We start from the raw sequence: 25,784 nt of genomic DNA, 5'->3' as shown, positions 1-25,784 counted from the left end.
ATCACTACTGGCGGTTATCACCGCTAGTGCTTATTACTATTAGGAATGATTAATGATTTTTAGCTTCTTCACGCAAGACGAATTTTTGTATCTTGCCCGTTGATGTTTTCGGTAGCTCGCTGAAAATGACTGTTTTAGGGACTTTGTAGCCCGCCAAATGTTCGCGACAGTGGGCGATAATATCGGCCTCGGTGACTTCGCCGTAGCCCACCTTGAGCTTCACAAACGCACAGGGCGTTTCGCCCCACTTCTCGTCTGGCTTGGCGACCACTGCTGCCTCTTCAACGGCGGGATGGCCGTATATAGCGTCTTCCACTTCGATGGTCGAGATATTCTCTCCACCGGAAATAATGATGTCTTTCGAGCGATCTTTGATTTCGATATAGCCATCCGGATGCCAAACCGCCAAATCGCCGGTGTGGTACCAGCCGCCCTCCAGCGCTTGCTCGGTGGCCTCCGGGTTCTTTAAATAGCCCTTCATGACGTTGTTACCGCGCATCAGTATTTCACCCATGGTTTGGCCATCCTTGGGTACTGGTTCCATGGTGAGCGGATCTGCCACGCACAGCGCTTCGAGCATGTGGTAACGCACCCCCTGGCGGGCTTTGATTTTGGCCCGTGCTTCCAGCGGCAATTCATCCCACGCTTCCCGCCAGGCGCATACGGTCACCGGCCCGTACACTTCGGTTAGGCCATACACGTGGGTCACTTCAATGCCCAGCTTCTCGACCCCGGCAATTACAGAGGCTGGCGGCGCGGCTCCGGCGGTGGTGACCTTGACGGGGTGATCGAACTGGCGCTTATCTTCCGCGGGCAGGTTCACTAAGCCATTAAGAATAATAGGCGCTCCGCTGAAGTGAGTGACCTTCTCTTCGGCAATGAGCTGCATGATCTTTTTCGGGTCGACGCGACGCAGGCACACGTTAACTCCGGCGTTGGCGGCAATGGTCCAGGGGAAACACCAGCCGTTGCAGTGAAACATCGGTAGCGTCCACAGGTAGATCGGGTGGTGGGGCATTGCCCACTCCATAATATTGCTCACCGCATTGAGATAAGCGCCGCGGTGGTGGTAAACCACGCCCTTGGGCTTACCGGTGGTGCCAGAGGTGTAGTTAAGCGAGATCGCGTCCCACTCATCCGCTGGCAGTTGATAGGCAAAATTGGCGTCGCCCTCGTTAAGCAGCGCTTCGTACTCAATCTCGCCAATGCCTTGCGTGTCGCCGAGAAACTCTACATCGGCAACATCAATGATCAGCGGCTTGTGGGTTAGCTTGGCAACGGCTTGCTGGATGACCTCAGCAAACTCGGGATCGACCAAAATGGCTTTCGCCTCGCCGTGCTCCAGCATATAGCTGATCGCCTCGGCGTCCAGGCGAATATTCAGCGTGTTCAACACGCAGCCCGCCAACGGCACGCCGAAGTGCGCCTCAAACATTGCCGGGATATTAGGCAGCATCGCCGCCACCGTTTGACCCGGCTGAATGCCTCGCTGCTTGAGCGCAGAGGCAAGCTGGCGGCAACGCGACCAGGTCTCTCCCCAGGTGCGGCGCGTGCGGCCATGAACCACCGCTGGGTAATCAGGATAGATAGAGGCCGAGCGCTCGATAAAGGTCAGCGGTGAAAGCGGCACGTGGTTGGCAACGGTTTTGGGCAAGCCTTGCTCAAAGATAGCGGTCATAATCGGCTCCTGGTCTTGTTATTGAGGACATTGTTATTGAAAGCGTTCGTTTTAAGGGTTCGTTTAAAATAGTTGTTTTGATCGCCTAGAAACAACAACGCCGCCCAAAGGGGCGGCGATACGGGCTGAAATTAACGTTAGTGAACCTCAAATTCGCTTAAACACTGCATACCTGCTTCAATCACCGCGCGTTGAGCGCGGCCTACCGGCAGCCATTGCGTGATGGCAAATTCGGCGCTGCGCATCTTGGCAGTATAGAAGGGATCATTGCTTCCGTTGTTAAGGGCTGCCTGGGCGCTAAGCGCCGCCTGCCCCATCTGCCAAGCACACAGCACGTGGCCCGCCAAGTTAAGGAACGGCGTAGCATAAGCCTGCACCGCATCTGCCCCGTTTCCAGGGTCGCGGCCTTGTTCCAGCACCATCGCTTGGGCGGCTTTTAGGTCTTCTAAGCCCGCGGCCAAGCCACGGCCCAACGCTTTTAGTGCGGGGTCGACGTTTAGCTGCTCCACAGTGGCGGCAACGTCGTGAAGCAACGCGGTGAGCGCTTCGCCGTTGTCACGCTGAAGCTTCCGCCCCGCCAAATCGAGCGCCTGAATACCGTTAGTGCCTTCGTAAATGGGGGCAATGCGGGTATCGCGCAGCAGCTGTGCCGCGCCGGTCTCCTCCACGTAGCCCATCCCGCCGTGTACCTGAATGCCCATGGAGGCAATCTCCACCGCTTGATCGGTAGAGAAGCTTTTGATCACCGGAATCAGGATATCGGCGCGGGCCTGGGCGACTTGGCGGGCTTCATTACTTTCAGCGTGGCGGGCGGCATCCAACTCGGCGGCGCAGTATAACGCCAGGGCGCGCAGCGCATCAGTGCGGGCACGCATGGAGAGCAGCATACGGCGTACGTCCAAGTGATCGCTGATGGTGCATTCAGCGCCGCCACGCGATTTTGGAGAGCGACCCTGGCGACGCTCCAACGCATAGGCAAAGGCGTGCTGGCAGGCTCGCTCGGCCACGCCTATCCCCTGAATGCCGACTTTGTGGCGCGCCTCGTTCATCATGGTGAACATGTGATTAAGACCACGCCCCTCTTCACCGACCAAGTAGCCAATCGCGCCGCCATTTTCGCCAAAACTGAGGGTGCATGTCGGCGAGCCGTGAATGCCCAGCTTGTGCTCAATAGAGGCGCAGGTGACATCGTTGCGCTCGCCCAATGAGCCATCGTCATTGACCAGGAACTTGGGCACCAAGAATAGGGAGATGCCTTTGTTGCCTGCCGGTGCATCGGGCTTGCGGGCCAGTACCAGGTGGATAATATTCTCGGCGGCGTCGTGCTCGCCCCAGGTGATATAGATCTTCTGGCCGCTGATGCGGTAGTGGTCGCTTTCAGGCACTGCGCGGGTGCGCACTTGGGAGAGATCCGACCCCGCTTGGGATTCGGTGAGGTTCATGGTGCCCGTCCAGGTGCCTTCCACCAGCTTGGGCAAGTAGGTCGCTTTGAGGGTATCGCTGCCGTGATGCGCCAGTGCTTCGATAGCACCAGCGGTCAGCATGGGGCAGAGCCCCAGCGCCATATTGGCGCCGTGAAGCATCTCCTGAACCGCGCTAGCCACCACTTCGGGCAGGTTCTGACCGCCTAGCGCTTCTGATACACCGATGCCGTTCCAGCCACCCTCGACATACGCCTGGTAAGCCGCTGCGAAGCCTTCCGGTGTCGTCACACTGCCATCGGCGTGGCGCTTGGCCCCCTGCAGATCACCACTCTTGTTTAGCGGCCCCCAGACGTCACCGGCCAGCTTTGCGGCCTCTTCGAGTACCGCCTCGACCAAATCGGGCGTGGCTTCTTCAAAGCCCGGTAGGCTAAGCGAGCGGTGCGCTAGCAGCTCTTCGAGCACAAAGCGCAAATCGCGTACCGGCGCGGCGTAAACATTCATGGCGAACCTCGGGCTGAAAATTAAACAATTGTTTGAAAGTGTGCCATAGATAGTAGTAACACTCTCCTGCCTACACCATTAGCCCAAGGTATCACCCGTTACCGATAACGTCTCCACGCCGTTTTATTTTCGCTCAATTGCTTGCTCCACATCATCATAATAAGTGATATGGCTCTCATCTTCAGCGGGCGGCCCTACCACCGGTTCGGCGGCGTCAACGTCCCATACGGCATCGGAAAGATCCTCCAAGTGCTCGTGCTCCAGTGCCCCCTGCATCAACTCTTCGGTGACCACTAGCTCGGCACCGGCGGCGGTCATTGGCGTAGTCGGTGTAAAGGGCGCCACGGGCACAGGCGCTGGGCGCACGCTACGGCGCCAGGAGAAGAACATCACAAAGAACAGACTTAGTGAGCCGAAAGCCCAGAACAGGCCCGCATCGCCCATTACGGTCATCACCGGGGAGATCATCAGCGGGCTGATCGTGGCGCCAATCGAGTTAATCAACAGCAGGCCCTGGCTCATGCGCACCAGCGCCCCTGCGGGCGCACGGTCGGCGGCGTGGCTTACGGCCACTGGATAAAGAGCAAAGACGCCACCGCCGAGCAGGAACAGCAGCACTGCCAATAGCGGTGTCGAAAGGGGTAGCCAGAGCATCGCCGCGGAGATAAGCACACAGAAACCGCTGATGGCGATCAGTACCATCTGGCGGTCATGGCGATCCGACCAGCGGCCAATGGGGTATTGCAGCAACATGGCCCCCATGATGAGGACCGCCATCATCTGCCCCACCTGACTCACGCTCATACCATTACGCTGCAGATAGAGTGGCAACAGCGTGTAGGCCGCTGCGACAACCATACCCGAGCCTAAACTACCCATCACGCCAGTGGGCGTCAGGGTAATCAAACGATGCGGGGGCAGCGGTTCGGCGTGCTCCATAATCGGTGATACGCGGGGAATCATCGCCATGGGCAGCACAGAGAGCGAAGCCAGTAGGCCAATCACCATAAAGGGCGCAGTGACGCCCATGGCGTTGGTCACACCGAGTAGTAGTTGGCCCAATACACCGGCGGCATACAGCGAAATCATATACAGCGCCAACAGGCGGCCACGAACCTTCTGGTCGCCCGAAGTGAGCAGCCAGCTTTCAATGACCAGATAAACCCCGACCGTGGCCCAGCCGCCGACCAAGCGCAGCGCAAACCACGCCCAGGGGTCGAAAAACAAGCCTTGCAGCAGTACCGTGACGGCCACCAAAGAGGCAAAACTACCGTAGGCGCGAATATGGCCAATGCGCAGCAGCAGGCGGTCATTCACCATTGCGCCTAAGGCTAAGCCGATAAAGTAAGCCGACGAGACAATCCCGATCACCGTGGCTGACTCACCGGCGGCATCGAGGCGCACGGTAATTAAGGTGGCAAGAAAACCGTTGCCTATCCCGAGAATGAAGAGCCCTAAAAGGGGCGCCAGCGCCATGGCTAGCAGTTGCCGCGACATGAAAACCTCGTCTTGACTTAACGTTTTGAAAACAGGGGCGGAAAACAGTTGAGAGAAACGCCTCCAAGCGACTTCTCAAGATCCGTTATCTCACCTGGCACAGCGAGTCAGGCGGGGATAGCGGCGCGCAATTATTGCCCTCAAGGGGGCAAAGTCAATGCTTTTCTAAGGTTACAATTATTCACCTTAGCGTTTTGTGTAGAATAACCGTGTCTGGCCCAGGAAATTCCACTACTAAATTATTCTTTTGAGCCCACCAACGGAAGGTCTCTTCGCTAAAAAAGCTGATATGGGTGGGGTCGCTAATATAGTGCCAGCGAGCAAAAGCGTCAGGGGTGGAAACGCGCTTGGTCATCAGCCCAAGATAACCACCGGGCGCGAGCTGTCCGGCCAGTTGAGCCAGCACTTGGCCAGGCTGCGACAAATGCTCCACCACTTCTGTGGCAGTGATAAAATCGAACGTCTGAGTAAGCACCGCGGTATCAGGGGCATAAAAGAGGTCGTAAATCACCACCTGAAAACCTTGCTCGGCAAACATAACTGACAGCGTCGGCCCCGGCCCGGAACCAAAATCAAGCCCACGCGCATTAGGAGCGAGCTTCGCCGACAGCGGGGTAAATAAACGCCCTAGAAAGCGTCTATATCCCGTATCATGCGGCGAGTTTTGATGTTTATCATATTCGGCCTTTTCTGCAGCGGCGCTCAAATGCTGCTCAGGGGGGACAAATACCAGTTTGCACGTGGCACACTGGTAGTAGTCACGACGCCGATCCCGGTGGTAGAGCGCAATAGTGGATTCCGCGCAGAGCGGACAGCGGCGCATCATCGTATTCTCTGGCTTATCGTTACGAATTAAGGAAAGTGGCATGCTATCAGGTCTGGATCATCTTGTAGTTACCGTGACCGACATGGGTCGCGCCGTCGACTTTTACTCACGGGTGTTAGGGTTAGACGTACGTTACCGCGACGCCCAGCGGGTCGATTTAATGCTCGGTGATACGGCGCTACGCCTGCATCAAACCGATACCGACATCGCCCCCATCTCTGCGACGCCTACCCCTGGCAGCCTGGATTTATGCCTGCGTTGCCAGTTACCGCTTGATGAGTTCAAACAGCACTTGGAGGCACTGGCAATTGATATAGAGCTAGGCCCCGTTGCTCGCCAAGGCGCTAATGGGCCGATCGAATCAATCTACCTGCGCGACCCAGACGGCAACCTGCTGGAAATATGCCGCCCCGCTGCTCGTTAACACCCCGTGGCCATTAATGAGATGGCGAAGAGCGCACGCTGTCATAGAGCACATGAAGCGCCTATCGAGGCGTACCAGCGCCAATACAGGATTTATCGAAAGGAACCGTTATGCGTGATAACGCCCATGATGCGCCACTAGAAGGCGACGTTGTTAGCGAAGAGCGAAGCCAACAGCCGGACACCACGATGGCGATGGTGATCTATGCGCTCTATCTAGCCAGTTTTATCCTCGGCTTTACGTCTATTATCGGCGTGGTCATCGCCTACGTTTATAAAGACAAAGGTCCGGTTTGGTTAGACGAGCACTACCGCTATCAGATTCGTACGTTCTGGATAGGATTAGTCTACGGCATTGTGTTTTCGATATTGACCTTGATACTAATCGGTTTCCCGCTACTCCTGGCCCTTGCTGTCTGGCTAATTATCCGCTGCGTTAAAGGCTTCAAAGGGCTGCAGGAGAAGCGCGCGCCCTCCAACGTAGATTCCTGGCTGTTTTAGTGATGACGCAACCAACGGGTAACACCAGCAGGCTTTTTTCCAAGGCCAGTGCCATCAGTTGGCTGTGGCGTCAGTTATCACGCTGGCCAGTCACGCGCCTATGGCGCATTTCCTCGGTGCTGGGCCCAGTCGTTTACCGTCTCAATAAGCGTGAGCGTTGGGTAACCGAGCGCAATCTTACGGCCGTTTATCCAGCTCTCTCTAACGCTGAACGTCAAGCTCTTGCAAAGCAGAGCTTGAAACATTCGACCGCTACCATGCTGGAATTGGGTCACGCCTGGATGGCGGAACCACAAAAAGTAGAAACCAATATTTTAGCGGTATACGGTCGCGACAAACTCGACAACGCCCGCACCGAGAGCCGCGGCGTGATTGTGCTCGCGCCACACTTTGGCAATTGGGAAGTGCTTAACTTCTGGCTATCGAGCCACTTCCCGTTTACCGCCATGTACGAACCACCCAAAATCATTGATCTCGATCCTGTGATTCGACATGGCCGCGAGCGCATGGGGGCGAGTCTGGTGCCCACCAACCCGCGCGGGGTGGCAGCACTGCTCAAAGCGCTTAAACGCAGCGAAGCGATTGGCATGCTGCCCGACCAGGAGCCCGACTGGGGCAGCGGCGTTTTCGCGCCCTTTTTTGGCCGCGACGCTTATACCGCCACACTACTGCCGAAACTGGTAGCCCGTACCCAGGCAAGGGTAGTCACCGGCGTGGCGCTGCGGGTACCTGGCAAAGGGTTCGAGATTCATTTCCTGGAAGCCGATGAGCGCGTGTATAGCGACGATGATGTGCAGTCTGCGACGGGGGTCAACGCCAGTGTGGAGGCCGCAATCAGCTTGGACCCTGCCCAGTATCAGTGGGAGTACAAGCGCTACCGTAAAGTGGTTCAGGAGCAGCAGAAATTAGCTAACTACCGCGACTATCGGCTTTATTAACAAGGCTTACTTATGATGCAAAACGACCTACCCGGCGATGAGACCCGCCCGCCGCAAATTATTTACGCGCTCTACCTGGCGGGCATTGTGACCGCCAATATCACCCTGCTGATCGGTGTAGTGATTGCCTACGTCTACCGCAAAGATGCAGCGCCATGGCTACAGCCGCACTACCGTTACCTAATCCGCACGTTCTGGATCGGCACGCTGTACGCCTGCATTGCCTTCTTGCTCAGCATTGTCATCGTTGGCACCCTGCTTTGGCCACTGCTAGCGGTATGGTTGGGCGTGCGCTGTGTGCTCGGCTGGGTCGATGTACGCAAAGGCCGCCCACCGGCGCGCCCTGCCAGCTGGCTCTGGTAAGTGCTGGTGAGCTAGGCGTCATTCACTGCTATGTCGGGCGTAAACATCATCTAAGCGCTCGATGTCGTCTTCACCCAGGTAGCTACCCGACTGCACTTCAATCAGCTCAAGAGGAATCTTGCCGGTATTTTCCAGACGATGGAGCGCGCCAATGGGGATATAGGTCGACTGATTTTCACTCACCAGGAAGCTGCGCTCCTCAAGCGTTACGCGCGCGGTTCCCCTCACCACAATCCAGTGCTCAGCGCGGTGATGATGGCGCTGCAACGAGAGCCGCCCGCCGGGCTTCACGGTAATGTGTTTGACCTGATAGCGCTCGCCGCTGTCCATCGCCTGAAAGCTGCCCCAAGGGCGCTGCACCTGAGGCGCCGAGCAGGGCTCGCTGCGCCCCGCCTGAGTAAGCGAAGCCACCAGTTGCTTGACCTGCTGCGCCTGATCACGATGGGCCACCAACACGCTATCCGATGTTTCAACGACGATGAGATTCTGCACACCTAGCGTCGCCACAAGGCGGTGCTCGGCAAACACCAGTGAACCCTGGGTATCGGTTAGCCAGGCATCACCTTTGCTGGCATTGCCCGCCGCATCAGGCTCAACGGTAGCCCACAGCGCGTCAAAACTGCCGATATCACTCCACTCGGCGGCCAAAGGCACCACGGCGGCGCGATCACAATGCTCCATCACCGCGTAGTCAATGGAGTCAGTCGGGCAACGACCAAACGCTGCTTCGCCCAGGCGCAGAAAATCCAAGTCACGGTGCGCGCTGTTAACCGCTTCTTGGCAGGCTTTCAGCATTGTCGGCTGTAGCCGCTGTAATTGATCCAGATAGTTTGAGGCACGCAGCAAAAACATCCCGCTGTTCCACAGGTAATCGCCGCTTTCGACTAGCGTAGCAGCACGCTTGGCGTCCGGTTTTTCAATAAAAGCCGCAAGATGATGGCCGCCTTCCAGCGGCTCGCCGCAGGCAATATAGCCATAACCGGTTTCAGGCTGGGTCGGGACTACTCCGAAGGTAACAAGATAACCCGCTTCGGCTAGCGGCTGGGCAAGTGACACGCTATGTTGGAACGCCATGACATCTCCAATAGCATGGTCTGCGGGAAGCACCAGCAGTAGCGGATCCTCTCCCGAAAGGCGGGCTAACAGCGCCGCACAGGCAATGGCCGGGGCAGTGTTACGACCTTCGGGTTCGAGCACAATGGTGGCATCTTGATCGATTTCCCGTAGCTGCTCGGCCATTAAAAAGCGGTGGCTATGGTGGCCCATCAGCATCGGTGCGGTATCGGTTAATCCGGCTAGGCGGCCGAGGGTTTGCTGCAGCAGGCTCTGTGAAGAGGTTAAGCGCAAAAACTGCTTAGGCATCTGCTCTCGCGAGAGCGGCCAGAGCCGCGTGCCGCTACCGCCGCTTAAAATCACTGGCTGAATCATTGCTGCGTCCTTGTCATAGTCCTTGTCACGGCCCCTAAATCTGGGGGAATTTCTGTCTCAAACGTCGTCCCTGTTTGCTCATCAACGCTTAGTTCAGTCGCTAACTCGCCAAAATCCTCCTGCAGCCAGTGGCGCAGTTGGCTCATCCTGGGAGCGTTCGGCGCTTGGGCGAGCGGTGGCAGCGTGCCATTAACAAAACCGCGTGCCAAAAATGGTGCCAATAAAGCTGGATCTCCGCTGATAATATGCACCGGCACCGCCGCACTGGCACTGTCGCCGGTGATCAACGGCGCTGGCTGATGATCGCCAAGCACTATCAATAGCGTGTTGTCGTCCACTACGCGCTCAGCCCAGCGTCCCGTTACCTTAACAGCGTAGTCCACCGACCACGCATAGTGATCACGAATGCGCTCGATGTCCTGCCATAGCACTTCTGGCGGGTCGCCGGCCTTTTCCCAAGGCGCAAAAATACGCCCATCGCCGATGGATGACCAATCATCCAACACGGGCAGAATGGGCGTCCAGGGGGCGTGGCTGGAGATCAGCGCCAACTGGGCGAACAGGGGGGAATCACCGATCAAATGGCGCTGAGTGTAATCGAGGGTAAATTGATCGGGCATGGTCACCCAGTTGAGTACAGGCCCGGCGTAGTCGATATCCTTTGCCGCTGCAATTTGATCGAAGCCGTAAGCCTCCCCTTCCGGCCATGCCATAGAGATAGCCGGCATCACGGCCAGCGTGCGCTGCCCGGTGGCGCTGAAGTCGTCGATCAACGTGGAGTGGCTGCTGTCTAGCATCAATTGATACCACAGCTGATTATCGATCCATCGCCCGCTTAGCGCCGTTGCGTGGGCCAGCCAGGACTGTCCGCCCCGAATCGGCGACTGCAACATTCCGGATACCACGTGGAGATCGCGCGCTGCTAACCGCTGCTGCATATCGGCCAGCGTGGGCTGGAGGATGCTTGCATAACGCGGATCATCCAGTGCCGAGACACCGTAGGACTCGACAAAGGTTAGCAACACATTGCGCCCTTCAAGCCCCGGTAGCGGCTGACGCTCTAATGGCGCAGCCTCCAACTGAGCGGTAAAGGCAAGGCGTGCGGCGTGGGTATCGGTAATTTGCTGCCACTGAAAACGCGTGCTGTTTACCATTGGCAAACGGGCACTATCCACCCATCGAACGCCGTTAATTTCGAGCACCGCGCAGGTAGTGGCAACGATCAACAGCGTAAAAGCCACTATGCCGGGCAGCCGTTTGAGTGGGTAACTTACCGGGGGAAGCAGCAGTCGCGTTAAACCCAGGGTAATGCCGAGCAGTAAGGCAACGCCTGCCAGCATGGCGAAGACGGCCAATAACTGGCCAACATTACCGACTAGCAGGTGATAAATAGAGCGCAGCAAGGGTACATCGAGATAGAGGTTGAGTGGCCGAGCAAATGCCATATGGGTTGCCGCTGTCCCCAGGTTAGCCGCGGTTGCCAGCATGACCCAACTGACTAATCCAATCCCCACTAAGCGGCGCACTTGGCCGGCCGGAAGCAGCAGCATAAGAGGCGCAATGATGAACGCTTCCCAAGCGATCAAATGCGCACTCAAATCTCCAAACCGCCACCATAGCGGCGCGACGAGCAGGAAATTCAGCATTAGCAACGTTAATAATAATCGACTCATCGCATTCTCATTGGTACCTGCTTTAGCTTACAGTGTCTTAGGTAGTGTGTTAGTTAAGGCCTGTCAGTGCTCAGCCTCGAAGAGAAGCTATTGACGTTTTAAAGAGAAGAGAGCAAGGAATAAGGCTGCTGAAAAACGCAATAATCATGTACTGTTGCGATCAATCGTATAGCTATTGTTCAAAAATTTCACGTTTTGCCTGGCCTAATGCCATGCGTTTAGCAGGTCTTCACTCGAAAGGATCTCGCCCATGCATTTCAACTATTTCAACAGAGGGCATGCCAATAAAGGGCATGCTGGTAGGTGGATGGTTTTACTTGGCTATTCGATGCTCGCCTCTACCGCCTTTGCTGAAGACGATAAACATTTCAATGCGGTCATTGAACGCGCCCAACAGCTTGCAGAAACGCCTTATCAAGCCCCTGAAGAATCACTGCCTGAGGTATTACGTGAACTCAACTACGATACCTACCGGCAAATTCGCTTTGATCCCGACCACGCCTATTGGAAAGATGAAAGCCCGTTTAGCCTCCAGCTATTTCACAGCGGCTTTCTGTTTCAAACACCGATTGCGCTCAACGTGATTGAAAACGACACCGCCACCCCGCTGCCCTTTTCGTCAGAAAACTACTCCTATGATGGCAATGCCGAAAAGCTGAAAGAGTACGATCTTTCCGGTAGTGATCACGCTGGGTTTCGTCTCCACTACCCACTCAACAATGCAGAGTACGCTGACGAGTTTGCGGTTTTTCTCGGTGCCAGCTACTTCCGTATTGTGGGACGAGACCAAGCGTACGGACTATCCACCCGCGGGCTGGCGATCGACACCGCCTCGCCCGATGGCGAAGAGTTTCCGGCGTTTCGTGAATTCTGGATGTATAAACCCGACGCCAATGCCGAACAGTTTGAGCTGTTAGCACTGCTGGACAGCCCCTCCGTCAGCGGCGCTTATCGCTTTATCATCCAGCCCGGTGAAGATACAGAGGTTGAAGTAGAAGCCGAGCTATTTGCGCGGGAAGATATTGCCAAGCTGGGTGTCGCACCGCTTACCAGCATGTTCACCTACGGTGAAGCAAGCCGCCAACGCCCGGACGACTTTCGCCCCCAGGTGCACGACTCAGATGGCCTATTAATGCACACCGGTAGCGGCGAGTGGCTCTGGCGGCCGTTAACCAACCCTGAACAGCTACGCATCTCAACGTTTACGGATAGCTCCCCGCAAGGCTTTGGTTTGATGCAACGAGAGCGAGATTTTAACCGTTACCTGGATACCGAAGCTCAATACCACCGGCGTCCAAGCCAGTGGGTGGTTCCGTTGGATGAGTGGGGCCCAGGGCACGTAGAGCTTGTCGAAATTCCTACCCCCGATGAAACTCACGACAATATCGTTGCCTACTGGGTAGCGGACGATGCTTTAGAGGCTGGTGAGTCACGCCGCCTCCATTACCTCACCCATACCCTGAACAATGACCCAGAAGCTCATACGCTGGGGCGTGCAATTCGTACCCGGCATGGCAGTGCAGCGGGGCCAGGGCAAACCGATTCCTCGGCCAGCGAGCAACGTCAATTTATTGTCGATTTCCAAGGGGGCGCGTTAGATGAGATCGCCGCAGATCAACCCGTCGAATTAGATATTAGCGCTCAGTTAGGCGAGGTGCTGCTGCCCCAGGTCACCGCGCTGCCCAATAATGGCTGGCGTGCGAGTTTCCGGGTGCCCGCTAACGGTCAACCCAGCGATGTTCGTTTAAGGCTCACCTTAAACCATGAACCGGTGAGTGAAACATGGAATTACGTGTGGTATCCCGATGCAAAATAACGCTGTTAAAGCAAACCTCTTCCCCCCAGCGTCAAGGAAACCCAATTAATGCGGCGCATGGCGTTACAACGGCTGCGTAGCGTGGGCGGGCTTGCCCGCTCACTGTTCATCTATTGGCGACCGGGTCGTCAGCGAGGGCTCCAGCGACTTTATCAGCCGTTTATTCAGCCCGGTGCTGCCGCGTTCGATATTGGCGCTCATTTAGGTGACCGCAGCGCGGCTTTTCATGCGCTAGGCGCAAAAGTAATTGCCCTGGAGCCCCAGCCCGATCTCGCCAAGTGGTTCAAGCGATTGGTTCGGCCCACCAGCATCACGCTGCTCCCCATGGCAGCAGGCCCAACGGAGGGCTTTGCCGACATCGCTATTAGCCCCGGCAACCCGACGCTTTCCACCCTGGCCACTGAATGGCGCGAGCAGATTGGCGAGCGCAATGCAGGCTTTAGCCAAGTGCGCTGGGAACAGCGCTTGCGGGTACCGGTCACCACGCTGGATACGTTAATTGAAGAGTATGGTGAGCCCAGCTTTATCAAAATTGACGTAGAGGGCTTTGAAGCTGAGGTGTTGGCAGGACTAAGCAGCCCGGTGGCCGCGCTTTCGGTAGAGTTTGTATCCGGTGCGTTAGAGGTTAATCATAGCTGCATCAACCATTTGAGTCGTCTTGGCGAGTATCGCTACAACATCGTCGCTGGTGAGCAGCGCCATTTCCGCTGGGCCGAGTGGCAAACGCCGCAAGCGATGACCGAGTGGCTCAATGCGGGTGCCGAAGCGTTACCTTCGGGCGATCTTTACGCCTGCCGCTCGGATCATCGGTTACTTCAGAACAATGTTCACAACAATATCCACAACAATGTTTAAACCCTAAAGGCTTATCATTTCATGATTCACCATTGGCAAACGCTCACCGCACCGCAGTTAGCCGAGTTCGCCCAACGCGACCCGGTAGCAGTGCTGGTACTCGGCGCCATTGAACAACACGGCACTCACCTTCCTTTGGCGACCGACCTTACGATTGGTGAAGGCCTGCAAGCCGCCATGCTGGAGGAGCTTGATCCGAGCCTTAATGTCATCTGCCTGCCCGCCATTGCCGTCGGCGCAAGCGACGAGCATGCCAGTTTCCCAGGCACGCTGAGCCTGCCAGCGCCGCTGGCCATTGCCACGTTAGAGGCTTATGGCGATAGCTTGGCTCGCGCCAGCATACGTCGACTGGTGCTGCTTAACAGCCATGGCGGCAATAAAGCGGTGATGGATTTAGCCGGGCTAACCCTGCGGCGACGCCACGGGATGCGTGTGGTCAAAGCCACTTACACGCGACTACCCGCACTGGAAGGCGCCATTGAGGCCGATGAGCTGCGTTACGGGTTACACGGTGGGCTACTCGAAACTGCCATGATGCGCTATTTGGCACCAATGCTTGTCCAGCTAGATAACTATCAAGCCACACCGCCTGCGGCGCCCGCTGGCGATGCCTTAGTGAGTGCAGAGGGTGCAGCAGCGTTTGCCTGGTTAGCGGAGGATTTAAGCTCCCATGGCGTGGCCGGTGATGCCAGCCACGCCAGCGCCGAATTAGGTGAGCGGCTGGTGATGCATTATGCCCGCCAGTTAGCGGCAGTCGTGACAGAAACTGCCCAGCTACCGCCGCTAACTAATTAAAACTACTTCACGATTGGAGCAGCTTGAGCTTGCGACCGTTTGCGGCGGTTAGCGCTGCCCGCTTAGTACGTCTTCTAACAGATGCCCGCCGCGGGTGGCCTTGGCATTTAGATAGCGCTGGTTGTGATCGGTAACGCTGCCGTACAGCGCCTGGCGCGAGACGACCTCGATACCGCCCTGGCGCAGCGCTTCCATTTTCAGCGGGTTGTTGGTCAGCAGCTGCACTTGCTCAATATCGAGGGCGTTAAGCATATCCACCGCTACCGCGTACTGGCGCTCATCGTCCCCGAAACCGAGCACTTGGTCGGCATCCACCGTATCCAGGCCACCATCTTGTAAGGTGTAAGCGCGCAGCTTATTGGCTAAACCGATGCCCCGCCCCTCTTGCGCCAAATAAAGCAGCACTCCGCCGCCCATGGCCTGAATATCGGCGACTGCGTTGCGTAATTGCTCCCCACAGTCACAGCGCAAACTGCCAAACAGGTCTCCAGTTAAACACGCCGAGTGCATGCGCAATGGCACCGCACCTTCCCACCTCTCCGGTTTACCAATAACGACGGCAACATGCTCGCGTAAGCCGTCCGGCTCACGGAAAAGCACAAAGCGGCTTTCAGCGGCATCCTCCAAGGGAATATGTGCTTCGCTAACGCGCTTCAGCATGCCCGGCGCACCGGCCAAGCAGTGTTCAGCATCTTTAGCGGTGACTTGCAGTAGCTGCCCTTCTGCTAGCTGTTGCTCAATATTCGCAGCGGCCTCTTTGCTGACAAAAGCACATAGCGCTGCTGGAATTAACAGCGCACGACGCATCAGCGTAACGGCCCCTAGCTCGGCTAACCCCGCTGGCTTTAAGCCGCTTAGCAGCCCACCCGCAGGTTGTGAAAGCGCCTCCGCCGTGGCTAAGCCATGCAGCTCATTGGTGCTTATCCTGGTCGCGAGCGGCAAGCTGGCTGCTTCAGCGGCTAACGTTACGCCCATGGCTGCCAAGCGGTGGCGGGTAAGCACCAGCGAAGGCCTTTCACCCGCTAACCGAGCAAGCGCTTCGACTGATTCACTGCCTTCCAGTGCCTGCACTAGCAAACGCTGCTCACCGGCATTTACCACCACTGGCAATCCGCGACGGATATCGAAAATAGCTCGTTCAATCTGGTACATGTAGGCCTCCTGGCTTCCTGGCGTGGGGGTTATTACGCGCTCGCGCTGAACGAGTTGCTCGGGCTACTGGTTCTGAACTACTTGCCCTAGACCAAGTAGAGCCCGCATGATGAAGCGGATTTATTAGCGCGGAGGCGTCATGCCCGACTCCCATGTCAATACGGGTGTTAATAGCAGTGTTATGAATACTAGCGGCACTATTTCGCTGGCCGATGCTTGGCAATGGCTCTCGGCTCTGCGTCATCGGCGCCCTTGCGAGGTGGCGCTCACCGTGACGCCAAGCGGTGAGTGGCAAACGGATCAGCCGGTCAGTGTTGAGGCGCGTGAGCTGCTCGACTGCCTGACCCCGTTGGCCAGTTGCCCGGCCTGGGTCGTGGCTCAGTTGGGCCAAAGCCTTGATGGTCGCATCGCGACGGAAAGCGGCCACTCCCATTACATCAATGGCCATGAAAGTTTGGTTCACCTGCACCGCCTGCGCGCCCTGGTCGACGCGGTGGTCGTGGGCGCGGGTACCGCCAGCGCCGATAATCCTCAACTGACCGTGCGACACGTAAGCGGTACTAACCCGACGCGGGTGGTGCTGGACCCACGCGGCCGTATCTCTAATGACTTGGCGCTGCTGTGTAACAGTGCCGCGCCGACACTGCTGATTGTGGGGCCTGGGGTAGCGAACACGACGCTGCCTGCCCACGTTCAACGTTGCGTGCTGCCACTGGGTGCCAACGGCCACTTCACGCCGCTTGATGTCATCACCCTGCTGGCCGATAAAGGCCTGCCCCGTGTGCTGATTGAAGGCGGCGGCATCACGGTATCTCAGTTTATCGAAGCAGGCGCCGTTGACCGGTTGCACCTGCTGGTCGCCCCGCTGCTGATCGGCTCCGGCAGGCCAGGGCTTCAAATGACGCCCATCCAGACGCTTGAGAGTGCGCTGCGCCCGCCCACGCGCACCTTCCGCTGTGGAGACGACACGCTGTTCGACCTGCATCTGCGGGATACCACCGCCTGAGGGCTGCGCTTTCTCGCGACGGCTCAGCGCCACCCAAATACCCGGTAGGCTCGCCAGCAGCACCAGCACACCGTAGGCCAACGACACCGCCACGCCTTGGGCGGGCGGCAGTCCTACCAGCGCCCAAACACCAGCCGCAGCGCCCTCCCGTAAACCCCATCCGGCCACGGAAAAGGGCACCAACATCGCCAACAGCAGCACCGGTGCCAGCGCCAGCACATCCAATGCCGCTAGCTCAACGCCAATTGCCCGCGCCGCACACACCATCACTAGGCCGTAGCTCAGCACAATGACCAGCGACGAGAATAGTTGCTGAGGCCATACATTACGCCGCCATAAGCCACGTTTAACATCGCGCGCCAGGGCTTGGCACCAATGCGGCAGCCGTGCCAACCGATGGCTTATATGTTGGCGTAACAGCAGGCCGCTGGCGATAATCACCGCGAGAGCAGCCACGACGCCTAAGCCCACCGCAGTAAGCACTGACACTCCCAACGCGGCATGCCAGAGCGGTGATAGCAGTAATGCCGCGAGCGTTAGCACGACCACAGCCACCTGGCCCGAGGCGCGCTCAATAATTACCGCTCGCCAAGCGCGACCGCGTGACTGCGCCTGAGCAGCATGACGATGTGCCCGCCCGGCGTCGCCCAGTACTCCACCGGGCAACAGCTGATTAACCAGCAGCGCCAAATAGTACTCTCGCAGGGCATAAGCAAACCGCAGCGGTACATCAATCAGCCCAGCGGTAAACTGCCAACGCCAAGCGCAGAGCATGATCTGCAGCGTACTGATGACTAACGCCAGCACTACCCACCCAGCCGAGAAGCGCTGCACTTCCGCCACGATGGCCCGGGGGTCGACCCACAACAACACGGCCCCCAGCAAGGCAATACTGAGCACCACCCGCCGTAGCCATGGGCTTTGCAGGCATGGGCGAATGTACGCGCCTAGCCGGGTGCACAACGTCTGAGCAAACCCCATCGGCTTAGGCCTCTTCCTGAGGCTTGGCAAACGGGGGGATGGCAAAGAGATCACGGTGCCCCACCCAAATCCCCAGCTCGCCGTTGGCCACCGCCTGCTGGCGCTGCTCCAACCAGCTGGCAATGCGTGCCGCGGCGTCAGGGGCTTGTTCGGTGGCGGCCTCGGCCCAACCTTCCAACAGCGCCATCATTAGCGGCTGCTGGTCATGGTTGCCAGCAGCAAGCTGCCATGGGGTATCGTCCTGCTCAATGCGATAATCGGCCTTCTCAAGGGTAGCTACTAACACCTCTTGAGCCTGACCGCCCAGCGCATCGCCCAAGCCTTTATCGCGCTGTTGGTGGGCAATAAACATAGCCAACAGCCAGTGGTCTTCGTCATCCAGCACCGGCTCGCCCTGGGCATCGATAAAGTGCCACTCTCCGGTCACGCTCAGCGCGATTAGAAGCGCTTGTTGCCGCTCGGCACAGCGCCCCACTAATGCCTCGATCCATTGCTGAGAAACCAGATCAAGCAGCGCCGACGCCGTCACTAGGTGCGCATCGCCCAGCGGTAAATCGGTAATCGGCTCCAGCGATACACAGTGCGTTTCAACGGCCACAGGCTGCCCTTGGCTATCGCTTAACCCGGCGGCACACTGGCGCGCCTGCGCTAACAAGAGGGCATCGTGATCAATCAACTCCCAGCGCTGGTGAGCGCAAAAGCGCGGAGCCAGAAAGCGCATATTGCTCCCCCGGCCACAGCCAAGATCCGCTATTACCGGCGCTGAGCTAAGTGGGCTCAGCCACTCAGCGGCGAACGTAGCTAACCGCTGACTGCGAGAAGCGAAATCAGCGGCCTCGCGCAGCGTTAGCCAATCGGATTCAAACTGACTCCCAGCGCGCAAGGTTAGCGAATCATTGGCGGCATGGTTTTGCGCTGTTAACGCCGCGGCGAAGGCCTCGCTCGCTGCCTGCCAATCGCTTAACTGGCCACGGGCCTGCGCAGCGCCATGACGCAGTTGCTGGCGCAGTTCTGCATCGTTACAAAATTGGCTCAACGCGTCTTGAAGTGCCGCAACATCGCCCGGCTCAACGCTTATCCCGGCACCTTCTGGCAAGGTGTCGCGTAGCGCGCCACCGGTGGTGGTAATCACCGGCAGACCATGGGCCAGGGCTTCGGTGACCACCATGCCATAGCCCTCATACCAGGAAGGCAGCACCAGCGCGTGCGCGTGTTGGTAAGCCGCTTCCAGCGTCTCGCTATCGCACTCGCCACGGAGATACACGCTGCTTTGCAAACCGTTCTGATCAATCAGCTGCTGCACGCGTTGCGTAAACGACGCGTCTCGCGCGCCGCCATAGCAGTCGCACTGCCAGTGATCACCGGCCACACCTGCCAGCGCTTGAACCAGAACATCTTGCCCCTTGCGCGGCGTTAGCGTTGCCACACACAGCAGGCGCAGTGTTCCACCTGGCTCAGCTTCTGGGCTAACCGGTGCCTGGGCCACGCCCGGCTCCACTACGGTGACACTTGCATTGATGGGTATGGCGTAGTGCGCCGCCAGTTCCGGCAAACGCCGAGCGGTAAAATGGCTGGTGACAATAATGCGCGCCACAGAAGCAAGCGCGGTTAACTCGCTGCGATGAAAGCGCTGCTGATCAGCCTCATCAAGGCCCAGTTCATCGCCTAAGGGATGGTGCAGCAGCGCGGTAATATCCAGCCGCGTCGCATGCTGGGCAACTACGTCAGGCAACGCCCCCATGGCCAGGCCATCGATCACCACCGCCGCATGGTCGGGAAGTGTCTCAAGCGCTTGAGCTAGGGCCGCTGCCGCTTCGGCGTCCGCATCGGGAAACACGCCTGCAAGGCCCACGACGTCAATCTCCCAACCCTGGTCACGTAGGGCCGAGACAATACGCGCATCGTAAATATAGCCACCGGTGCGCTGAGCAGGGTCACCGGCAACGATCAGAGTAAAACGCCGACTCATAGCGCGCCTTCGTAACTAGCCCAGGCCACATGAGACTCGTGCAGTTTGATCTCCATATGGGTAATGCCCTGGGCGGTGGTGCCCATTTTGCCTTCGCCGATCGCTTTGGCTAGCTGGTCGAAAATCACCTTAGCCATAAATTCGGTGGTGGTGTTTTTACCTTTAAATTCGCTTACTTCATCCAGGTTTTGAAAGTTGTAGCCTGCCAATACTTCTTTGACAGTTTCGCTGGCAAGGCCAATATCGATCACTAAGCCATCCTCATCCAGCTCAGGGCGCTGGAAAACCACATCCACCACATAAGTGGCGCCATGGGTACGCTGGGCGGGGCCAAAGATCTCGCCGTTAAAGCTGTGGGCAATCATAAAATGGTCACGAACGCATAAACGAAACATAAAAACTCCTGATTAAAATTTTAAAAACACAAGTTATGCGGAATATCGCAGCCGATGGCAGAGCTCAACACTACCGCGCCCAAACAACGTATTAGCAAGCGTAGGCAATTGTTTAAAGTCGCTTTCACCGCTGATCAGTGCATCCAACCGCTCATCCACCAGTAAGCTCAACGCGAGCCTAAGGCGGCGCTGGTAGTCCCAACGAGGGCGAAGTTTTGGTGGCAGTTGGCCTACCTGGCTGGCTTTAAGCGTCAGCCGTTGGGAGTGAAAAGCGCCGCCCATAGGAATCGAGACGTCGCCCTCGCCAAACCAGCTCATTTCGATAATGCGCCCTTCGCTACCCACTAACTCCAAGGCCTGGCGCAAGCCAGCCGAGTGGCCGCTGGCATGGATCACGCAATCTTGATCATGGGGGGCTTGTTCAGGTGTGGCGAAGACAACGCCGAGCTGCTCGGCGAGCTGACGGCGCGCTGGGTTGATATCGACCAAATGTACATCGACGCCGGGTACCTGGGCACACAGGTACGCCACTAGCGCACCGACGACACCGGCACCAATAACGCAAATCCGCTCGCCCAGCATGGGCTCGGCATCCCACACGCCGTTGATGGCCGTTTCCATATTGGCGGCCAATACAGCGCGTTGAGCGGGCACATTGGCGGGCACTTCAAGCACCGCTGAAGCAGGCACGGTGTAGTAGTCTTGGTGGGGGAACAGGCAAAAGACGGTTTTATCTAACAGCGCGTCCGGCCCTTGTTCAACGCGACCAACGCTGCAGTAACCGTACTTGACCGGGGCGGGAAACTCACCCGACTGAAAAGGGGCGCGCATGCGCGAAAATTCGCTTTCAGGCACGCGACCGTTAAACACCAGCGATTCGGTGCCACGGCTAATACCGCTGTACAAGGTGCGCACCTGCACTTCATTCTGAGCGGGCGTCGCCAGAGGCTCACCCCGCAGCTCGCCTTGGGCTGGGCTGGTCACCCAGAAGGCAGTGGCGCAGCGGTTTTTGCCAGCGTCCGGGCTTTCGCCAACGTATAGGTTTTTGCCAGCGTATAGATTTTTGCCAACATCGTCAGGCGTCGACATGAGCGATCCTTTTCGTTACAAGCTCAACTAAACCGAGCTCTATTTCATTCCATTGAAAGTAGTGTGGGGCCATGGCGCTGCACATTAAGGCGAGGTTGGTCGTTATGTGACTTGGCCCCTTACCAAACTGGACGGCCACCTCTTGAATGGCCTCATGCAGAACAGTCATTAATGGCTCACCATCTTTAGCGTAGCGGTTGAAGAGAAATTATTCGATTAACAATGTGCAACACTTGAAGCTAACTAGGCTATTTTTCTTGATCATATAGACAACCCTACCTTCTTCTACAAGAATGGTACATATAAAAATACTTGCATCATTTATTTCAACTGCGGACAGCGATGCCGCTTCGTGAGCCACCATGCCGTTTTTTTCAAATGCCTCATCCATGACACTACCCAAACGGCTTTATAGCGCTGCAGAGCTACTGCTGGGCGGCTTGGTGCTAATGACTGTAGGTAAAGGATTACCTCAATTAATGGCTACCTCGGCCAATTGGTGGGTTGCCTTGGCCTTCTACACGTTTATATCTATCTTAGTGATGGTGTTCTGGCCCCACGGTTCACTGGGTTGGGCAAACCGGGTAACGCTGGCCCGCGCGGTATTAGTCGCGCTGCTGGCAGGTGCGCTCGCCGCCAATGCGTTTGTAGAGGTCATCTGGCAATGGTTGGCAATTGCGGTGATCGCTCTACTGTTGGATGGCGTTGATGGCTGGATTGCCAGGCGCACCAAAAGCCACTCCCTGTTCGGCGCGCGCTTTGACATGGAGCTGGATGCCCTACTGATATTGCTGCTGTGTGCGGGCTTATTGCGGTTAGAGTCTCTGGGCCTGTGGGTGCTGATGATTGGGGGGATGCGCTACCTGTTTGTGGCCGCCAGTTGGCCGTTCCCCTGGCTTGCAGAACCGCTGTTCGAAAGCTTTCGCCGTAAAGCCGTATGTGTCTGGCAGGTGGTTGCGCTGCTGTTGGCGTTAACGCCACTTACCTCCCACCTTACTGCCAGCCTGCTGGCCATTAGTGCGTTGCTTTCATTGCTATATTCGTTTGGCATTGACGTTTGGTGGCTATCTCGAAAAACACACCGCTCCTAACCTACTGCGTCTTATAGCGAACCGCTTCGCAGCTTAGCGATAAACGCTTGGATAAGCTGTTTCTTCCTTACTATAGTTACTTTCAAGATATTCGTAACTTCAAATTTTAAGTATTTTTAAGCTGCTTTTTCGCCTATTCGTGTCCTGGGAGATTCCTATGGATCACTCGACAACAGCACCCTATGCGTCCGCTCAGCAAACAGCCAAGGCCATCGCTGCTGCTTGTGAACCGCTGCCAAGTTTGCAAGAGGAAGACGCATTCGGCGCCCATTTTGATCGCTTCGGCGATGCCAAGATTGTGCTGCTAGGCGAGGCGTCCCACGGAACTTCTGAATTCTATCGCGCCCGGGCCGCCATTACGCGACGACTTATCGAACAGCACAATTTCAATATTGTAGCGGTTGAAGCGGATTGGCCGGATGCTGCCTATATCGACCGCTATGTTCGGCATCGCGCTGCAACAAGTGACGACCGACAGGCTTTCACACGGTTTCCCGCTTGGATGTGGCACAACGAAGAGGTGGCGACTTTCACCGAATGGTTGCGCCAACACAATGCCGAGCTGCCTTTCAGCCAACATACCAGCTTTCGTGGGCTGGATATCTACTCACTGCGCGCGTCCCTTTTCGCCGTGCTTGATTACCTGGATCGAATCGACCCGGAAGCCGCTAAAGCGGCCCGTCAACGTTATGGTTGTTTAACGCCCTGGCAAAGCGAACCAGCCTTGTACGGTCACGCCGTATTGCAAGAAAAACAAGATACGTGCGAAGAGGCGGTGGTTGAGCAACTTCAGGCGCTACTGGAACACCGCATTGAGTACATGGCCAAGGAGAGCGAAGAAGCCTATTTCAATGCCACTCAGAACGCCCGCGTAGTGAGAGCCGCCGAACAGTATTATCGCCTTATGTACCGTGGTTCCACCCAGTCATGGAACCTACGAGATCGCCATATGTTTGATACGTTGCAGCAGGTGATAGAAGCCAAAGGAGCAGACGCTAAGGTGGTGGTCTGGGCGCATAATTCCCATATCGGTAATGCGTCTGCCACTGAAATGGGCTGGCAGGGTCAATTCAATATCGGCGAGCTGTGCCGCACTGCCTATGGCGAACAAGCTGTTTTAATCGGTTTCGGCACACACGCGGGGAATGTGGCAGCGGCTGACAACTGGGATTCGCCAATGAAAATCAAGCAGATTGTGCCGTCACGGGCAGACTCCTTCGAACGAATTTTTCATGAAACGCAGCTGCCACGCGCCTTAATTGAGCTGCGCAACCCTCAACACTCTGAGGTTCGAGAACAGCTAACCCAAAAACGCCTGGAGCGTGCTATTGGCGTTATCTATCGTCCGGAAAGCGAGTACTACAGCCATTACTTCAAGGCCTCGCTAGCGGAGCAGTTTGATGCCTATGTGTGGTTCGATGAGACCACCGCCGTGACGCCACTGCCGAGCGCCAGACCCCAGGGAGTACCTGACACTTATCCTTTTGGGGTTTAGGCCGCTTGGCGCTTAGGAGCCACACATGCACACGCAACAAGCACTTTTTGATAATCGACGAGCAGCAGGACAAAAGCTTGCCCACGCATTATCCGGGGCGCGATATGACCTAGTGCTGGCACTACCTCGTGGGGGTGTGCCCGTTGCCTACGAGGTAGCGATAGCCCTTAAACTTCCGCTGGATGTGGTCATCGTGCGTAAGATTGGCGCACCTGGGCAACCCGAGGTTGGGCTAGGCGCTGTCGTCGATGGCGACCCACCTCAGGTGGTATGGACCGCGGATGTGCTGCAGGTTTTTCAGCCTTCTGAACGTTATCTTGAAGCTGAAGTAGAGCGCCAGCTAAGCGAGATAACCCGCCGCCGTCAGGCTTATATTGGTAACCGGGCGCCCATTAACGTGAGCGAACGTCATGTATTATTGGTGGATGATGGTATCGCCACCGGCGGAACCGCCAAAGCAGCCGCCAGGGCGCTACGCCAGGCAGGCGCCGCTACCGTTACTCTGGCTGTGCCTGTCGCCCCGCAGTCCACACTGGATGAGTTAGCTACCGAGGTTGACGATTTGGTCTGTTTAGCTACTCCCGAGCCTTTTATCGCCGTTGGCCTTCACTATCACGATTTTACCCAAACCAGCGATGACGAAGTGATCACCCTTTTGCAGAAGGCTCCCTCTTTTTAATACCCTCTTTTTAACGCTCTCTGTGATATAGAGTAAAATACAAAAAAGCCAGCTTTCACGACGTATGAAAGCTGGCTTTGTTTAATCTAGGCTTTTACGCGGGCTTAGGCAGCCATCGCAGCACACTCATTGGCGCAATGATGGCACGCTTTAGCGCACTCCTGACAATGCTCGGCATCGTGTTTGGCACACTCATCACCGCACGCTTTGCAAATATCAGCGCATACTCGGCAGATGTCCTTGGCGTATTCACTCCCCTGGGCCATGAAGGAAGCTGCCAAGCGGCATATCTGTGCACATTGACGATCCAAACGGATGCACTCAGCCATCATTTTCACATCATCTTCCTGCAAGCAGGCCGTTGCGCAAGAGTCACAATAAACCGCACATACATTGCACGCTTCAATACATGGCTTATATTTTTCAAATTCCATCTTTCTACCCTCCTTGTCATCAAACGAGCACTCGGCCTACTCCTGCACAGGCGTGACAAGCCTTATGTTGAGTTCCTGAAGAACTCGTCTAATAGAGTAGAACAGAGAGCTTGCAACACAAGCGCAGCAAGCGGCGTCACTTAACTCTAACACTCCAACCTCAGGCGCTGGTGCCACTCAGCAAGGCTTTCATCGGGGTATTCGTCGAAGCATTTATCTTGGAACTGCCCATTGACCTCGACCCAGTCGGCCCGACTTCCCAGCATCATGTGCGTTTTCCGGGGAGGGGTCGGCAAGTCCGTATCAATCGCCGAAGCGAAAGGGTGTACCAGCTCGGGCCATTCGGGGTCATAAACCCACAGCGACGATGCGCAGTGCTTGCAGAAATGCCGCTCTCCCGTGCTCTGCTCCCCCTTAATAAAGGCGCGGTAGACAGTAATATGCTCTTCGCCGCTAACGTTGAGCGTTTTGCTTTCTCCACTGAGGTTGATTGCGTACCCACCCCCGCCAGCCGTTTTGCGGCACACAGAACAGTAACAGCGATTAAAAGGATAGGGGTAGTTTGACTTCACACTGAACGTCACTGCCTGGCAGTGGCATGATCCTTTGAGCAGCATAGTTACCTCCGTTTGCAGCGGTTACCCAAGACGAATATCGAGGCGCGACTGCATGAACCGAGTGCGATCTTAAGTTCTCTCTTAAGTGCCCCCTTAAGTACGCTCTTAAGTTCTCGCTCAAGCTCTATCTTAATATCTTAGCTTAGCGCATAGGATCT

Annotated in this window: 24 protein-coding genes and 1 pseudogene; 11 read left to right on the top strand and 14 right to left on the bottom strand. The window is 56.7% G+C overall.

From position 1 onward, the window contains the following. Window positions 1-49: 49 nt before the first annotated feature. The 4 genes from ACXUPB_RS05665 to ACXUPB_RS05650 form a co-directional block, all read right to left on the bottom strand. Window positions 50-1,678 carry an acyl-CoA synthetase gene (locus ACXUPB_RS05665; protein WP_035559479.1) on the bottom strand — a complete coding sequence of 543 codons (1,629 nt, stop codon included), beginning with the start codon at window positions 1,676-1,678 and terminating at the stop codon, window positions 50-52. A gap of 137 nt (window positions 1,679-1,815) precedes the next feature. Beyond that, window positions 1,816-3,603: an acyl-CoA dehydrogenase gene (locus ACXUPB_RS05660; protein WP_035559476.1), complete on the bottom strand. Its 1,788-nt coding sequence runs from the start codon at window positions 3,601-3,603 to the stop codon at window positions 1,816-1,818. 123 nt (window positions 3,604-3,726) lie between these two features. Further along, the gene (locus ACXUPB_RS05655) at window positions 3,727-5,100 is read right to left on the bottom strand and encodes an MFS transporter (protein ID WP_035559473.1); all 1,374 of its coding nucleotides are present in this window, start codon (window positions 5,098-5,100) and stop codon (window positions 3,727-3,729) included. 181 nt (window positions 5,101-5,281) lie between these two features. Continuing rightward, window positions 5,282-5,968, bottom strand: a complete 687-nt coding sequence (locus ACXUPB_RS05650) for a class I SAM-dependent methyltransferase (protein WP_082072615.1) — start codon at window positions 5,966-5,968, stop codon at window positions 5,282-5,284. On the opposite strand from ACXUPB_RS05650, the gene ACXUPB_RS05645 reads away from it, so the two are divergent. The 4 genes from ACXUPB_RS05645 (at window position 5,967) to ACXUPB_RS05630 (ending at window position 8,151) form a co-directional block, all read left to right on the top strand. Continuing rightward, window positions 5,967-6,350: a VOC family protein gene (locus ACXUPB_RS05645; RefSeq protein ID WP_035559469.1), complete on the top strand. Its 384-nt coding sequence runs from the start codon at window positions 5,967-5,969 to the stop codon at window positions 6,348-6,350. The two genes, ACXUPB_RS05650 and ACXUPB_RS05645, sit on opposite strands and share 2 nt — an antisense overlap. Before the next feature lie 110 nt (window positions 6,351-6,460). Then, a complete protein-coding gene (locus ACXUPB_RS05640; protein ID WP_035559468.1) occupies window positions 6,461-6,850 on the top strand; it encodes a DUF4870 family protein in 390 nt (129 codons plus the stop codon). Window positions 6,851-6,852: 2 nt separating this feature from the next. Beyond that, a complete protein-coding gene (locus ACXUPB_RS05635) occupies window positions 6,853-7,788 on the top strand; it encodes a lysophospholipid acyltransferase family protein (RefSeq protein ID WP_035559465.1) in 936 nt (311 codons plus the stop codon). A gap of 12 nt (window positions 7,789-7,800) precedes the next feature. Next, window positions 7,801-8,151 (top strand): DUF4870 family protein, encoded by a 351-nt coding sequence (locus ACXUPB_RS05630; protein WP_035559462.1) that lies wholly within the window; start codon window positions 7,801-7,803, stop codon window positions 8,149-8,151. Window positions 8,152-8,169: 18 nt separating this feature from the next. Here the strand turns inward: ACXUPB_RS05630 and ACXUPB_RS05625 are convergent, their stop codons facing one another. After that, window positions 8,170-9,579, bottom strand: a complete 1,410-nt coding sequence (locus tag ACXUPB_RS05625; RefSeq protein WP_035559460.1) for a mannose-1-phosphate guanylyltransferase/mannose-6-phosphate isomerase — start codon at window positions 9,577-9,579, stop codon at window positions 8,170-8,172. Further along, window positions 9,576-11,252, bottom strand: coding sequence for an alkaline phosphatase family protein (locus ACXUPB_RS05620; protein WP_035559458.1), 1,677 nt, complete (start codon window positions 11,250-11,252; stop codon window positions 9,576-9,578). Before ACXUPB_RS05620 ends, ACXUPB_RS05625 begins: the two co-directional genes overlap by 4 nt. A gap of 307 nt (window positions 11,253-11,559) precedes the next feature. On the opposite strand from ACXUPB_RS05620, the gene ACXUPB_RS05615 reads away from it, so the two are divergent. The 3 genes from ACXUPB_RS05615 to ACXUPB_RS05605 are packed head-to-tail and all read left to right on the top strand — an operon-like array spanning window position 11,560 to window position 14,718. Next, a complete protein-coding gene (locus ACXUPB_RS05615; protein WP_035559696.1) occupies window positions 11,560-13,068 on the top strand; it encodes an OpgD/OpgG family glucan biosynthesis protein in 1,509 nt (502 codons plus the stop codon). 48 nt (window positions 13,069-13,116) lie between these two features. Next, a complete protein-coding gene (locus tag ACXUPB_RS05610) occupies window positions 13,117-13,923 on the top strand; it encodes an FkbM family methyltransferase (RefSeq protein WP_035559456.1) in 807 nt (268 codons plus the stop codon). A 21-nt stretch (window positions 13,924-13,944) separates the two neighbouring features. After that, window positions 13,945-14,718, top strand: a complete 774-nt coding sequence (locus ACXUPB_RS05605; RefSeq protein WP_472955838.1) for a creatininase family protein — start codon at window positions 13,945-13,947, stop codon at window positions 14,716-14,718. A gap of 48 nt (window positions 14,719-14,766) precedes the next feature. Here the strand turns inward: ACXUPB_RS05605 and ribA are convergent, their stop codons facing one another. After that, window positions 14,767-15,870, bottom strand: a complete 1,104-nt coding sequence (gene ribA, locus ACXUPB_RS05600) for a GTP cyclohydrolase II RibA (RefSeq protein ID WP_472955837.1) — start codon at window positions 15,868-15,870, stop codon at window positions 14,767-14,769. A 139-nt stretch (window positions 15,871-16,009) separates the two neighbouring features. Here ribA and ACXUPB_RS05595 point away from each other — a divergent pair, with 139 nt between their 5' ends. Beyond that, a complete protein-coding gene (locus tag ACXUPB_RS05595; RefSeq protein WP_472956693.1) occupies window positions 16,010-16,876 on the top strand; it encodes a RibD family protein in 867 nt (288 codons plus the stop codon). Window positions 16,877-16,936: 60 nt separating this feature from the next. On the opposite strand, the pseudogene ACXUPB_RS05590 reads toward ACXUPB_RS05595, so the two are convergent. The 5 genes and pseudogenes from ACXUPB_RS05590 to ACXUPB_RS05570 form a co-directional block, all read right to left on the bottom strand. Further along, window positions 16,937-17,857, bottom strand: a pseudogene (locus tag ACXUPB_RS05590) (lysylphosphatidylglycerol synthase transmembrane domain-containing protein); the annotation flags it as partial. Between the two features lie 4 nt (window positions 17,858-17,861). Next, window positions 17,862-19,826, bottom strand: coding sequence for a glycosyltransferase (locus ACXUPB_RS05585; protein ID WP_035559446.1), 1,965 nt, complete (start codon window positions 19,824-19,826; stop codon window positions 17,862-17,864). Then, a complete protein-coding gene (locus ACXUPB_RS05580; RefSeq protein WP_035559443.1) occupies window positions 19,823-20,221 on the bottom strand; it encodes a 6-pyruvoyl trahydropterin synthase family protein in 399 nt (132 codons plus the stop codon). The genes ACXUPB_RS05585 and ACXUPB_RS05580 overlap by 4 nt, the downstream gene beginning before the upstream one ends. Window positions 20,222-20,254: 33 nt before the next feature. Next, window positions 20,255-21,310, bottom strand: a complete 1,056-nt coding sequence (locus ACXUPB_RS05575; protein ID WP_472955835.1) for a zinc-dependent alcohol dehydrogenase — start codon at window positions 21,308-21,310, stop codon at window positions 20,255-20,257. A 208-nt stretch (window positions 21,311-21,518) separates the two neighbouring features. Then, complete coding sequence (locus ACXUPB_RS05570) at window positions 21,519-21,701, bottom strand: hypothetical protein (RefSeq protein ID WP_472956779.1); 183 nt, start codon at window positions 21,699-21,701, stop codon at window positions 21,519-21,521. Between ACXUPB_RS05570 and ACXUPB_RS05565 the strand changes: the two genes are divergently transcribed. The 3 genes from ACXUPB_RS05565 (at window position 21,673) to ACXUPB_RS05555 (ending at window position 24,575) form a co-directional block, all read left to right on the top strand. After that, window positions 21,673-22,401 (top strand): CDP-alcohol phosphatidyltransferase family protein, encoded by a 729-nt coding sequence (locus ACXUPB_RS05565; protein ID WP_472955833.1) that lies wholly within the window; start codon window positions 21,673-21,675, stop codon window positions 22,399-22,401. The two genes, ACXUPB_RS05570 and ACXUPB_RS05565, sit on opposite strands and share 29 nt — an antisense overlap. Before the next feature lie 157 nt (window positions 22,402-22,558). Further along, window positions 22,559-23,896: an erythromycin esterase family protein gene (locus tag ACXUPB_RS05560; protein WP_472955831.1), complete on the top strand. Its 1,338-nt coding sequence runs from the start codon at window positions 22,559-22,561 to the stop codon at window positions 23,894-23,896. A 25-nt stretch (window positions 23,897-23,921) separates the two neighbouring features. Continuing rightward, entirely contained in the window at window positions 23,922-24,575 is a 654-nt protein-coding gene (locus ACXUPB_RS05555) for a phosphoribosyltransferase (RefSeq protein WP_339933987.1), read from the top strand. Between the two features lie 104 nt (window positions 24,576-24,679). Here the strand turns inward: ACXUPB_RS05555 and ACXUPB_RS05550 are convergent, their stop codons facing one another. After that, window positions 24,680-25,009 (bottom strand): four-helix bundle copper-binding protein, encoded by a 330-nt coding sequence (locus ACXUPB_RS05550; protein WP_472955828.1) that lies wholly within the window; start codon window positions 25,007-25,009, stop codon window positions 24,680-24,682. A 146-nt stretch (window positions 25,010-25,155) separates the two neighbouring features. After that, window positions 25,156-25,626 (bottom strand): GFA family protein, encoded by a 471-nt coding sequence (locus ACXUPB_RS05545; protein WP_472955825.1) that lies wholly within the window; start codon window positions 25,624-25,626, stop codon window positions 25,156-25,158. Window positions 25,627-25,784 lie beyond the last annotated feature (158 nt).

The sequence above is a fragment of the Vreelandella sp. DA03-1M genome, from assembly GCF_055725665.1.
The sequence above is the reverse complement of the archived record's forward strand: the minus strand, read 5'-3'. Positions and strand labels throughout refer to the sequence as shown.